Source organism: Methylomonas rosea, from assembly GCF_024505055.1.
Classification (GTDB): domain Bacteria; phylum Pseudomonadota; class Gammaproteobacteria; order Methylococcales; family Methylomonadaceae; genus Methylomonas; species Methylomonas rosea.
Map to the genome: position 1 here is coordinate 1 of NZ_JANIBL010000068.1, position 12,950 is coordinate 12,950.

Below are 12,950 nucleotides of genomic sequence, written 5' to 3' on the forward strand. Positions count from 1 at the left end.
TCCTGCTGAAGATATTTTTGATACCCAAAAGCTCTTAGAGAAAATCAGTGAATTGGAAATTGATTTGCTAAAAGAAGTTTACGAGTTCCTGAAAAAAGAACTTGATAATCAAGCCAGACCAGAACCAGAACAATCGAAACCAATCCAGCGTTTAACCAGATACCTTCAAGATATTGACGGTTGGAGACAAGTCGAAAATGAACAGAGTTCAACTTTTCACTATGAGCAGTTTCCAGAGTTCACGATTTCTGTAAATGATGATTATTATGAAGACTATAAAGAGCCATGGATTTATCTGTTTCCCGATAAAAACAGCTCGGCTCAATTAGAATATTTTATCAAATATCAGGTTGCTACTTTGGACAAGGTTTATCTTGTTCACTGCGATGGCGGCAGGTTTTTAACCGCTCAACCTAAAGAGTGGCTTAGCAACTCTGAGCAGAATTATTTTTACGGATACTATTTTATAAAAGACTCTATCGAATATCTGACGGGGCGAATGATTAGTGAATTGGCTGGCTCTTCAAATTGCAGGAATCCATCAATTTACAACGAATTTTCATTATTTCAATCTGAATTAGAGGCGCGTCAACTAATTGATGCTGATTTTGCTGACGGAATGCGACAATATATTTACTATGGTTTTAACAAAGAAACTCAAAAGTATTCGCGAATCGACCGAGGAATTGTTACTCCAATATGAAATTGATTCGTGTGGATTTTATTATAATCCACGTTCAATCTAAGTTTTAACCGGCCAATTTTAGCTATCCTCCATGTCAGAACCCCAAAAAATCGACCCCGCTAAAATCAAAAGCTTCATCCGCCGCCAAGGCCGCGCTACCGCTGGCCAAAAGCAGGCGCTGGAAAGCCATTGGGATAAGTATTGCCTGTCGCCGCAAGCCAGCTTTGATGCCGAGCAAGCCTTTGGTCGCCAAGCGCCCTTGATCGTCGAAATCGGCTTCGGCAACGGCGACAGTCTGGCGGCGATGGCGGCAGCCAATCCGGATTTGAATTATTTAGGCATAGAAGTGCATCGACCCGGCGTCGGCCATTTGATGATGTTGCTGGAACAGCGCGGCATTACCAATGTACGGATTTACCATCATGATGCGATCGAGATTCTGGAACAAAAAATCGCCGACCACAGCCTGGCCGGTGTGCATCTGTTCTTCCCCGATCCCTGGCAAAAGCGCCGCCATCACAAGCGCCGCATCGTTCGCCCCAGTTTCGTGGAATTGCTGAACAAGAAGTTGATGGCCGGCGGCTATTTTCATGCGGCCACCGATTGGGAGCATTACGCCAAGGATATGCTGGGGATTTTGTCGGCGGGCACCGGTTTGCAAAATAGCAGCCCGACTAACGACTTTTGCGAGCGCCCAGCTTACAGGCCCTTAACCAAGTTCGAAAATCGCGGATTGGGTTTGGGTCATGGGGTTTGGGATTTAATTTTTCGCAAACTCTAACGATTCACCACATCAAATCGTCCGGAATCTGAAACTCGGCATACGGATCGTCGGCGGCCGCCACATCCTGCGTCGCTTCGTTTAACACCACAATACTACCCGCATCCCGCGTCTGTACTTTACGGGCAACCTCCGCCGGTATGATCTCATAGTGCCCATCTATCTTGGCGATGCCGGCCCGGCCGTTGATCAAGGCCTCCCGTACTTTGTCTGCCACGTATAGTGTTTTGACTTTGTTGTCGTCGGTGAAGTTGTAAGCCATACCATTAGGGTTCTGGCCGATACGATTTATTTCGACGATTTGTTTGATTTGCGCACCCAGGGCTTTTTGCTCTTCGGCCAGCTTGCGTTGTCGATTCAATTCGCGGTCGCGCTCTACTTGTTGCTGGCGCAATTGCTCCGCGCTGAGCTTGACCTCATCGACGATCTCGACGCCATTATTGCGTTCCAGCTTGGTTTGTTTGCGCTTCTCGGCTTTGACTTGCTTGAGCTTGGCGTCGTTGCTGAGGCCGGATTTAAGCAGTTGTTCTTGCAGGGAAAGGGTTTGCGGTTTTTTCATGGCTGGACGGCGGTTTAGCAAGGTTAAAATTCCAGGTCAGCATAGCACAAAGTATTACTGGCCCAGCATCTTGCCGGTGGCGTACTGCCACCAGCTCAGCGGCTTAGTCAACGGTACATTGCAACGGTCGTAGCCTTCATATTCTATGCCGCGAAAAATGTCTTCACGCAGCCATTGATAAGCGGCCGGCGCGCTTTGCTGCAAGCGTTCCGGGATCAGGATGTATTGCGCTACCAACTCGGCCAATTTTTCTTGAGTGGTACCGTCGTAACGGCCTTCGTTCACTTCACCCAGATATTCGAAAGCCTCAAACCATTTCGACGGCCACAAAGCCAATTTGGCTTCGGCTATGATTTTCATGATGTCTTCGTCGTTGGATATCTTGTGGTATTTGTAGAAAAAATACAGGTCGTCCTGGCCGTTCCAGAAATGAAAATTATCGATGGTGTGGGCGATCTCGTGGACGACGATAGGCAAGCGAAAATCCACCAGATATTGCACGCCTATGTCGCGATACGTGCCGCCTTCCTTACCTTTGTCAAACGCCTTGACGGTAAACACGATCAGGTTCTGGCCGCTGAACACCTGCGCCACGGTCTGCGAACGAAAGCCTATGCCAGGTATCAATGTCAACGGGTGGGTGTGATCCTGCCAGATGCTGTTTTTGTAGTCTTCCTGAAACGCATCACGGATCAGCTCCTGCATCACCGTGGGTTTATCGGCAATTTCCTGTTCCAGATTATCTACCGGCTTGGCTTTGCTGATACTTTGCCTTAAAAAGGCCGGGATCTTGCGAATGGCTTTTTCAAACAGGCGTAGATGGTCGGCGTTGAAGCGCCGCACTTCGTAGCGATAGTCATCGCTGTGTTTAATCACAGTCTTAGTGTCGTAGAACAACGCGAGCGCCCGCCAGGCCGCTTCGCGGTCGTCCCAGTATTTTTCCAGTACGCAGAGTTCGCCAACGCTATTGTTCGCGCAGTCTTCTCGATAATCCGCCAGATCATCCAGGTGGTCCTGGTTTTTATGATCGGTCAGCACCGCCACTGCATGTTTGCGCAAGTCCGGGTGACCCGCTTCATAAAAACGGATGATGTCGGCTAGTGCGGCGGTGGGGGTAAAGTTTTGTTGGCTGGTGGCGCAAACCAGCTCGGTGTTTTGCGACAGCGGGAAAAAGCGGTTTTGAAACAGCGGCTCCGCTGCGTTGAGGCAGCCAGCGTGTAATAGCAGCCAGCCAAGACCTACCAACCGCAAATCAGTCGAACCTCTCAAGTGTTTATTTATCCAGGCCCATGGCATCCCAGACTTTTTGGATGGCGCCTTCGTCCTTGTAATTGGCTTGCGGTGCGCCGGCCGGGTAATTCAAGGCGTAAATCCGTTCGGCGTCGGCCGCCAATTCATCCATACCCAACTGCCGATAGCCGTCCTGCATGATTTGCAAGGCAAATGGTACCGCCGGGGTGCGTTGGTATTCCTTAATGATGTAATTGGCGCGGTTTACGGCGGCGACATAGGCTTTACGGCGCATGTAAAAGTCGGCGACATGGACTTCGTACATCGCCATATTGTTGCGCAACGCGATCATCCGCTGCTTGGCGTCGGCGACATATTGGCTGTTGGGGTAGCGGCGGATCAATTCCTGGAAATTATCGTAAGAATCCTTGGCCGGACCGGGGTCGCGCTGCGATGAATCGGTGGGCAGGAAGCGGTCGATAAAGCCAATGCCGCGGTTGTAATTTATCAGCCCTTTCAGATAATAGGCGTAATCGACGCTGGGATTACGCGGATGAATCTTGATGAAACGGTCGGCCGCAGCCAGCGCTGCTTCCGGGTCGTCATTTTTGTAATAAGCGAAGGCCACGTTCAATTGGGCTTGAGCAGCGTAATCGCCGAATGGATACCGCGATTCCAGCGCTTCGTAGAGGGTAACGGCTTTTTGGTAGTTTTTATTATCCAGCGCTTCCTTGGCTTTTTCATGGAACATCTTGTCGTCCCAGCCGGCGTATTCTTCCTCTTTGCTGGCGGAAGAGTCCTTGCTCATGAAGGCATCCAGGGTTTCGCAGCCTTGCAGCATCCAAGCCAGACTGGCGATAAAAACGGTTTTTACTAAAACTAATCGCATACGTTTATCAACACGTTGTAATATTGCGGGTTTTTTGCAGCTTATGGCGGCGTTCTGGCCGCGAGTATAACTTAAAAACGACTATGACGATATTGACGGCAAGGGTTCCAGAGGAACTGGCGGGTATGCGACTGGACCAGTGTCTGGCCGAAGTGTTTCCGGATTATTCGCGCAGCAAACTGCAAACCTGGATCAAGGCCGGGCGAGTGTTGGTGGATGGCGAGATCATGAAAGGCCGCGAGAAATTGGATGGCGGCGAGGAAATCGAGCTGGATGCCGAAGCCGAGCGCGTGATCGAATACGCGCCTCAGGAAATCCCGCTAGACATTATTTACGAAGACGATTCTTTACTAATCGTGAATAAGCCGGCCGGTTTGGTTGTGCATCCGGCTGTCGGCAACTGGGACGGCACCTTAGTCAATGCCTTGCTCAATCACGCTCCCAGCTTGGATACCCTGCCGCGTGCCGGCATTGTGCACCGCATCGACAAGGATACCAGCGGCCTGTTGATGATCGCCAAAACCTTACAGGCGCATAACAGTCTGGTCGAGCAGTTGCAGGAACGCAGCATCCATCGCGAATATCTGGCGCTGGTCAAAGGTTGGATGACCGCCGGCGGCACCGTCGACGAACCCATCGGTCGCCATCCAGTGGACCGTAAACGTAATGCGGTCGTGCGTCGTGGCGGTAAAGAAGCAATTACCCATTACCGCCTCGAACAACGCTTTAAGCGCCATACCTTGATTCGCGTGAAGCTGGAAACCGGCCGCACTCATCAGATTAGAGTGCATATGACGCACATCAATTATCCGCTGGTCGGCGATCAAGTGTACGGCGGCCGCTTCCAAATGCCGGCCGATTGCAGCCCGGCGTTGGCCGAAGCCTTGCGCAATTTCAAACGTCAGGCCCTACATGCCGCCAAGCTGGGATTGGAGCATCCGGAAACCGGCGAGTATTGCGAATGGGAGCAAGCTATCCCCGAAGACATGCAAAACCTATTGAAACTACTGGCCGAAAATGAATTGGATCAAGCCTGATTGGCCGCTGCCGGCGCATGTGCACGCCGCCTTCACCCTGCGCACCGGCGGTGTCAGCACCGGTGCTTACTCCAGCTTAAATCCGGCCGGCCACGTCAACGACGACCCGCAGCACGTTAAAACCAACCGCTACATCATCAAAGACATACTGCAACTGCCGTCCGAACCGGTCTGGCTACAGCAAGTACACGGGGTTCGGGTAGTGAATGCCGATGAAACCGACAGTTTGGCAGAAGCCGACGCCAGTTTCGCCGATCAGCCCGGCACAGTGTGCGCGGTACTGACGGCGGATTGTCTACCCGTGCTGTTCTGCGGAGACGACGGTGAAGTGGTCGCCGCCGCCCACGCCGGCTGGCGCGGCTTGCAGGCCGGCATCATCGCCGAAACCCTATACGCGATGAGTTGCCAGGATGTGCATGTTTGGCTGGGGCCGGCGATAGGCCCGGACAATTTCGAAGTCGGCGACGAGGTGCGGGACGCTTTTATTAAAGACAACCCGATTACCGCCGTGGCATTTCGTGCCAGGCAGCCGGGCAAATGGCTGGCCGATATTTACCGCTTGGCGCGCATTAAACTGGCTGAGCTCGGCGTGGAACAAGTCTACGGCGGCGACCTTTGCACCGTCGCCGATCCGCAACGTTTTTACTCGTACCGCCGTGATGGCGCGACCACTGGCCGCATGGCCAGCCTGATTTGGAGGGATTAATTTGACTGTGTTGTTGTCGATTATCTTGTTTACCGCGCTGGGTGGTGTGCTTAGCGTGCTGGCTGCTGCGGTCTTTTTATTGCTGCCGGAAGACAAGCAAAAGCATGTGCTGCCGCACGGCATCAGCTTTGCGATTGGTGCTTTATTGACCGGCGCATTTTGCGGTTTGATCCCGCATGCCTTTGAAGAAGTACCGGCAGGGGATATGTCTAATCTCTCGGCTACGATTCTGGCTGGCATCCTGTTGTTTTTTGTCTTGGAAAAGTTACTGGTCTGGCGGCACTGCCATTCTCACGCTTGCGAAGCCCACGGCGAAGAATCGCACGATGACCATCATCACAATCATGACCATAAGCAGTCAATCCAGCCGGCCGGCCATCGCCCCGCAGGGATGTTTATCATCCTCGGCGACAGCATCCATAATTTTGTCGATGGTGTGCTGATCGGTGCGGCGTTTCTAACCGATGTGCAGTTGGGTATCGTCACCAGTTTGGCGGTGGCCGCGCACGAAATTCCGCAAGAAGTCGGCGACTTCGCAATATTGCTGCACAGCGGCTACAAACGCGGCGAAGCTTTGTTTTACAACGTTCTTGCCAGCTTAAGCACGGTGGTTGGCGGCGTGTTGGCGTATTTCAGTCTGGGCGATCTGCATCACATCTTGCCCTACTTTTTAACTTTGGCGGCCTCTAGTTTTATTTATATTGCGGTTGCCGATTTGATCCCGTCTTTACATCAAAAGACCGACATCAAAACGTCGTTGCAACAGATTGGTTTTATTTTGGCTGGGGTCGTGTTGATTTTGGTGATGCAGAGCATAGCGCATCGGTTTGAAGGGAAAATTGATGGGGAGAGAGTGGAGCAAACTGGTATTGTTTGATTCCAGACTTTTAAGGTCATCGTCCGGGTGTCTCTTCGCCGTGCGGGAGAAACGCAGGCTGCAAGTCCCGTGATTTAGTAATCATAAGAGTCATCTCGTAATCTGCGGCTAATTTGATAGATATTTTCGGTATCGAATACATTAGTGTAAGCGGCTGTTTTGCCTTCATGCTTAATATTGCAGCGGCGCTCGCCTTTGCGCTTTTCAAGTAAGTCCGTCGATACCGGTTTTTGCCCTAAGCGTCTGTCGTTTTTGTGCGAACGAATAAAATATTCTCTGACCTCGACGATTTTATTTTTGAAGCGCTTGCCATGCAGTTTTTTGATAGCAAGCTTCCCGGCTTTTTCATCGTCAATAAAAATACGGCCATGAAACGAAAGCACGTTGGTCTTTATATTTTTAAGACAAAAGATATCGGTTTTTAGAATATTGCCAAGCCTGAAGGGAAGTAACAGACAAAACTTGAGAGCTGGGGCGACAAAGTCTCCCAGCTCGCTTTCTTGAGTAATCGACGGGATATTTTTAATAATCAATATCATAAAGACACTCTGGTAGTACTTAGCAGTATCCCAAGGATATTTGCAGCAGCTTCAATAGTTATCGGATCAGCACTTGCGGCCTTCGATGCGTAATTCATGAAAATCAAGTTGCCGGACTTATGCACTTGTCGGTAAGTTGATTGACTTTGACCACCTTGGTTATCTTGTATAGCGTCAACCAGTCGTTTTACTTTAGGTGTTGGAAACATAGCCCACGTTTCCAAGAAATACAACTAACACGAACTCTCCCCTTCTGCCGGTCACGTACGCCGCATTGCGATGTCTTGCCGGTGCTATCCGAAAAAGCCGACATGACGCTTTGGCTAAAATCTTCGCTTCCCTGGCTGTTGAAGAAGCGATGGTCTTGGTCGCCGCATCGGAAAGCTTGACCAATCGGCCTAGCTTATCCTCGGCCGGAGCCATTCTTTAACTTACCGCTTTAGAGCGAGAACGAAACTAATGGTTCCAAGGCTGCGGTCTACTCCCGGCGGTAGGCTGTTTGGTGTTTTTCCGGTTGCGGTTTGGCAACACACTACAATCCACTCAACTTGTACAGCAAAGCGGCTTTGTGGCGAAAAATAAAATAATTTGTTTGCGGCTTATATTTCCCCGTTAGCAGAAACAGTTTGAATAACTAATTGATTTTCCATGGAACGTATTCTGTTGCTTATCCCACGGCCATACAGGCTGTCCGTTTCAATTTATATACAAATTAGTAGGTATTTAATAAGTCTTGCAAAGCCAGTTTTAATGGGTGTAAGGTTCGATATGACGGCATGAACAAATAAATTTAAGACTACAAATAGCAACGGTTTGTGTAAAAAAGCAGCGCTATTGTAGTTAATTAGCAACGGATATTTGCCGGAGCTAAATATTATCTTTATTTTATGCCGCGTTTAAAAATGACAGCGTAACAACTAGATGCGCGTCTATAAAAATAATGTCCTCACCATGAGATTAGTTATGTCCAAATTTCCAATCGATCTTGGCGCTTATCAGCGCATCAGTTTAGATCCAAAAAACCCAACCTTGACCGATGCACAACGTGCCAGCTTGAAAGCCAATATTCAGCTTTGCCGTGATGCCATCGTATTTTTTACTTCAACCGGCGCGGCGCGCGGCGTGGGCGGTCATACCGGCGGCCCATACGATACCGTGCCGGAAGTCATGATCATGGATGCGTTATTTCGCGGTTCCGATCAATTTGTGCCGATTTTCTTTGACGAAGCCGGTCATCGTGTTGCCACTCAGTATCTGATGTCGACCCTGAACGGTGATCTACCGGCTGAACGGCTGATGGAATATCGCGCCGCGCATTCGCATTTGCCGGGTCACCCTGAATTGGGCTTCACGCCGGGCGTAAAGTTCAGTTCCGGCCGTTTGGGCCACATGTGGCCGTATGTCAACGGCGTGGCTATCGCCAATCCCGATAAAACCTTGTTCTGTTTGGGTTCCGATGGTTCGCAACAGGAAGGTAACGATGCCGAAGCCGCCCGTCTGGCAGTGGCGCAAGGCCTGAACGTCAAACTGATCATCGACGACAACAACGTCACCATCGCCGGCCATCCTTCAGAGTATCTGAAAGGTTGCAGCACAGCCAAAACCCTGGCTGGTCAAGGCGTCACCGTGCTGGAAGGCGACGGCGAAGACCTGGATGATTTGTACAAACGCATCGTTACGGCTATCAACACGCCGGGTCCGGTTGCAGTGATCAATCATCGTCCAATGTGCCCCGGTATTGTCGGTCTGGAAGGCTCTACTCACGGCCACGATGTGGTTTCCGTGAAAGTCGCACTGGAATATCTGGAGTCACGTGGGCAGCAAGCTGCCGCCGACCATCTGAGAACCGTGCAAGCGCCTAAAAACGACGCGGTATTTTTGGGTTCCAGCGACAAATGGGATGCCAACCGCAATGTCTTCGGCGACGCCTGCGTGGAAGTCTTGGGTCGTTTGACTGAAGCAGAACGGATTGCCAAAGTGCGGGTAGTGGACAGCGACTTGGAAGGCTCTTGCGGCTTGTTTAAAATTCATAAAGCCTTCCCGGAAGTGTTTATTTCCTCGGGCATCATGGAGCGCGGCAACTTCTCAGCAGCGGCCGGTTTTGGTATGGAGGCAGGCAAACAAGGTATTTTCGGTACCTTCAGCGCGTTCTTGGAAATGCTGATGTCTGAAATCACTATGGCCCGTTTGAACAACTCCAATGTATTGAGCCATTTCTCGCATTCCGGTATCGATGACATGGCCGACAACACCTGCCATTTCGGTTTGAACAATATGTTCGCCGACAACGGCTTGAGCGATGCGTACGAAACCAAACTGTATTTCCCGGCCGACCCGTTGCAAATGAAAGCTTGCGTGGAAAAAGTGTTCTTCGACCCAGGTTTGCGGTTTATCTTCTCCACCCGTTCCAAAGTACCGACCATTCTTGATGGCAACGGCAATGAGTTTTTCGGCGGCGACTACAAATTCGTGCCCGGCAAAGACGAAGTCATTCGCGAAGGCACTGCGGGCTATATCGTCAGCTTCGGTGAAGCCTTGTATCGCTCGTTGGATGCGGTTGAGCGTTTAAAACAACAAGGTGTGGATGTCGGTTTGATCAACAAACCCACATTGAATGTCATCGACGAAGACATGCTGGCCAAGCTCGGCAAAGCGCCGAAAGTGTTGGTGGTTGAATCGTTCAACCGCAAAACCGGCTTGGGTAGTCGCATGGGTACCTGGTTGCTGGAGCGCGGTTACACACCAAAATACGCGCACATTGCGACGCATAAAGAAGGCTGTGGCGGGTTGTGGGAGCAATTCCCGCATCAAGGTATTGACCCGGCTGGCATCATGGCCAGTTTCTTGAAAGGTTAATCCTCCCTCTCGACTTGGGGCGCAGGGAAGCGCCCATATTTTTCGGCTGCGGTTCGTTGCAAGACGGGGTTCCTAATCAAATCTACGGAACTTGGCGAATTCGCAGTAAAAACACTTTGCTCTTCTAGGACCGAGCCATGCCGAAAATACGTACCTCTTAACAGTCCGATGTCTGGTGTGCAGTTCTTGCGGATCAAATAACGGCCCAATTTCACTCGAGTTAAAAGTTTCAGCAAATCAATTCCGACAAACAAAACCCGATTCAAATTATTTCGACTGATTAATGCAGTTCTACGCCAGGTAAACCATGCAAAAACGAATTATCGGTGACAATCGGCCCGACCCAGTATCTTTAACCGCGCAGCAATTGAATCTGGAGGAACTTGCAGACGTTGAAGTCTCGTCCGAGGGTACCGAGCACCCTATCGAAGCCGCTCTACTGTCCGGCTTCAGCCGGGGGTGGCGGGCGGGAATGCCGGGAAAGCAAGCTATTCGACTACTGTTTAAGCAGGCTCAGCCTGTTAAGTGTATTCAACTGGATTTTTTGGAATCGGCTATCGCCAGAACGCAAGAGTACGTCGTTCGTATTTCTCAGGATAATGGACAATCGTTTAGAGAAATTGTCCGCCAACAATGGAATTTTAATCCGCAAGGTTGTACAGCAGCATCGGAACAACACGCCGTCGATTTACCTGCGGTAAGTATTATCGAATTACATATTACTCCGGATATTAGCGATTCAAGCGCATTTGCCTCGCTTGAAAAAATGCGTGTATTTTAGTTTTTGCCGGTAATTTTTAGGTTTGAAAAAACCTTGGGAAAACTTGATACACCCTATAAAACATATTCGGCCAGCAGTTTATTTTTCTGAAGATTTCACCATGTCAGCGCCCACACACAATATCCATCAATTAACCAAAAATACCATTGCTCTAATTCTTGCCGGCGGACGCGGTTCGCGGTTAATGAATATGACGGATTGGCGGGCAAAACCCGCCGTACCTTTTGGAGGCAAATTTCGTATTATCGATTTTCCGTTATCCAATTGCGTGAATTCGGGTATCCGTAAAATCGGCGTAATGACGCAATACAAAGCTGATTCATTGATCCGGCATATCCAGAAAGGCTGGGGATTCATGCGCGGCGAATTCGGCGAATATGTCGACATAATGCCGGCGCAACAACGCATAGACGAAAACTCTTGGTACAAAGGTACAGCCGACGCCGTATTGCAGAATATCGATATTCTTAGGGCTCGCCAACCGGATCATATTTTAATTCTGGCCGGCGATCATATTTATAAAATGGATTATGCGGCCATGCTAATCGACCACGTCGAAAAAAATGCCGACTTAACCATAGGTTGTCTGGAAGTATCGTTAAAAGACGCGTCTGCTTTTGGGGTAATGGATGTGGACGCAAATCGCCGGGTCCGAGCATTTGTCGAAAAGCCGGCCAATCCGCCTGTGATGCCCGGTAGAACCGATACCGCATTGGCCTCAATGGGTATTTATATCTTTAATGCCGATTTTTTATGGCAGCAATTAATTAAAGACTCCCAGACTGAAAATTCCACCAACGATTTTGGTAAAGATATTATTCCCGCCGTGATTGACGATCATATTGTTAATGCCTATCCCTTTTTGGATTTACAAAGCGGTCAACAAAGTTATTGGCGCGATGTCGGGACAATAGATGCCTATTGGGCATCTAATCTGGAATTAATCGGTGTCGAACCGGATTTGAATTTATACGACACGTCCTGGCCGATATGGACCTATCAGGAACAAACGCCGCCGGCCAAATTTGTATTCGATGATAACGGTCGACGCGGTTTGGCCGTGGATTCGATGATTGCCGGCGGTTCCATTATTTCCGGCGCAACCATCAAGCATTCCATGGTGTTTTCCAATGTCACGGTGAACGAATCAGCACTTATCAAAGACAGCATCCTGTTACCGCAAGTATGCATAGGCCAACATTGCCGAATTACCAAAGCCATCGTCGAGAAAGGTTGTGAGGTGCCGGCAGGCACGGTGATTGGCGAGAACCTTGAGGACGATAAAAACAGGTTTTATGTCAGCGAAGGCGGGGTCGTGCTGGTAACTGCGGAAATGTTGGGGCAAAAACTACATTACGTCAGGTAATACGGTATCCGAAGCGCCCATTTATCGGATTGAGGGATAACGGGCGCCTAAGGCCTTAGCCGCCAAATAACTGATGATCGATCAAATCGCATAGGCAATGCGAGATCAACAAATGCACTTCCTGAATGCGGGCGGTGGAATAGGACGGTACGCGGATTTCGATGTCGGCTTCGTTCAAAGCGCCAGCCAGCACACCGCCGTCCTTGCCGCTAAGCGCAATCACCGTCATGTCGCGGTCATGAGCCACTTTCACGGCTTTAATAATATTGCCGGAGTTACCGCTGCTGGTGTAAACCAACAAGATGTCGCCAGCCTGCCCTAGCGCTCGCAACTGCTTAGCGAAGATTTCGTCGTAATGGTAGTCGTTGGCGATAGAGGTAATAGTCGAGGTATCGGTACTCAACGCAATGGCCGGCAGAGCTGGACGCTCCCGCTCGAAACGGTTCAACATTTCCGAAGAAAAATGCTGCGCATCGCCCGCTGAGCCGCCATTACCGCAGGTCAGCACTTTTTTGTCGTTTACCAATGCTTCGACGATTTTTTGCGAGGCGAATTCTATCAGCTCGCACAGGCTGGCCATCGCATCCTGCTTGGTTTGAATGCTGTCGGAAAAGTGGGCGATGATGCGATCTTGTAAACTCATA

Annotated in this window: 13 protein-coding genes; 8 read left to right on the forward strand and 5 right to left on the reverse strand. The window is 50.0% G+C overall.

Annotated features, from left to right (window positions below):
• Together NP589_RS17970 and trmB are read left to right on the forward strand one after the other, a co-directional pair.
• The coding region (locus tag NP589_RS17970) for a hypothetical protein (protein ID WP_256608208.1) at positions 1–703 on the forward strand (703 nt) is incomplete at its 5' end.
• Positions 704–776: 73 nt separating this feature from the next.
• Entirely contained in the window at positions 777–1,466 is a 690-nt protein-coding gene (trmB, locus tag NP589_RS17975) for a tRNA (guanosine(46)-N7)-methyltransferase TrmB (protein ID WP_256608209.1), read from the forward strand.
• Between the two features lie 4 nt (positions 1,467–1,470).
• On the opposite strand, the gene NP589_RS17980 is transcribed toward trmB, so the two are convergent.
• The 3 genes from NP589_RS17980 to NP589_RS17990 are packed head-to-tail and all read right to left on the reverse strand — an operon-like array spanning position 1,471 to position 4,144.
• Positions 1,471–2,025 (reverse strand): DUF2058 domain-containing protein, encoded by a 555-nt coding sequence (locus NP589_RS17980; protein WP_256608210.1) that lies wholly within the window; start codon positions 2,023–2,025, stop codon positions 1,471–1,473.
• Between the two features lie 54 nt (positions 2,026–2,079).
• Entirely contained in the window at positions 2,080–3,294 is a 1,215-nt protein-coding gene (locus NP589_RS17985; RefSeq protein WP_256608211.1) for a hypothetical protein, read from the reverse strand.
• Between the two features lie 4 nt (positions 3,295–3,298).
• Positions 3,299–4,144 carry an outer membrane protein assembly factor BamD gene (locus NP589_RS17990; RefSeq protein ID WP_256608212.1) on the reverse strand — a complete coding sequence of 282 codons (846 nt, stop codon included), beginning with the start codon at positions 4,142–4,144 and terminating at the stop codon, positions 3,299–3,301.
• A gap of 83 nt (positions 4,145–4,227) precedes the next feature.
• Here NP589_RS17990 and rluD point away from each other — a divergent pair, with 83 nt between their 5' ends.
• Genes rluD through NP589_RS18005 form a run of 3 tightly spaced genes read left to right on the forward strand, consistent with a single transcriptional unit; the run spans position 4,228 to position 6,764 of the window.
• Complete coding sequence (gene rluD, locus NP589_RS17995; protein WP_064008834.1) at positions 4,228–5,181, forward strand: 23S rRNA pseudouridine(1911/1915/1917) synthase RluD; 954 nt, start codon at positions 4,228–4,230, stop codon at positions 5,179–5,181.
• Positions 5,162–5,887: a peptidoglycan editing factor PgeF gene (pgeF, locus tag NP589_RS18000; RefSeq protein WP_256608213.1), complete on the forward strand. Its 726-nt coding sequence runs from the start codon at positions 5,162–5,164 to the stop codon at positions 5,885–5,887. Before rluD ends, pgeF begins: the two co-directional genes overlap by 20 nt.
• A 1-nt stretch (position 5,888) precedes the next feature.
• A complete protein-coding gene (locus NP589_RS18005) occupies positions 5,889–6,764 on the forward strand; it encodes a ZIP family metal transporter (protein ID WP_256608214.1) in 876 nt (291 codons plus the stop codon).
• Positions 6,765–6,838: 74 nt separating this feature from the next.
• Here NP589_RS18005 and NP589_RS18010 read toward each other — a convergent pair whose 3' ends face one another.
• Entirely contained in the window at positions 6,839–7,303 is a 465-nt protein-coding gene (locus NP589_RS18010) for a hypothetical protein (RefSeq protein ID WP_256608215.1), read from the reverse strand.
• A gap of 963 nt (positions 7,304–8,266) precedes the next feature.
• Between NP589_RS18010 and NP589_RS18015 the strand changes: the two genes are divergently transcribed.
• From NP589_RS18015 to glgC, 3 genes are all read left to right on the forward strand, one after another.
• The gene (locus NP589_RS18015) at positions 8,267–10,159 is read left to right on the forward strand and encodes a thiamine pyrophosphate-binding protein (RefSeq protein ID WP_256608216.1); all 1,893 of its coding nucleotides are present in this window, start codon (positions 8,267–8,269) and stop codon (positions 10,157–10,159) included.
• Positions 10,160–10,466: 307 nt separating this feature from the next.
• Entirely contained in the window at positions 10,467–10,940 is a 474-nt protein-coding gene (locus tag NP589_RS18020; protein WP_256608217.1) for a carbohydrate-binding protein, read from the forward strand.
• A 100-nt stretch (positions 10,941–11,040) separates the two neighbouring features.
• Complete coding sequence (gene glgC / locus NP589_RS18025) at positions 11,041–12,306, forward strand: glucose-1-phosphate adenylyltransferase (RefSeq protein ID WP_256608218.1); 1,266 nt, start codon at positions 11,041–11,043, stop codon at positions 12,304–12,306.
• A 55-nt stretch (positions 12,307–12,361) separates the two neighbouring features.
• Here the strand turns inward: glgC and NP589_RS18030 are convergent, their stop codons facing one another.
• A complete protein-coding gene (locus NP589_RS18030; protein ID WP_020483819.1) occupies positions 12,362–12,949 on the reverse strand; it encodes a phosphoheptose isomerase in 588 nt (195 codons plus the stop codon).
• Position 12,950: the final 1 nt, after the last annotated feature.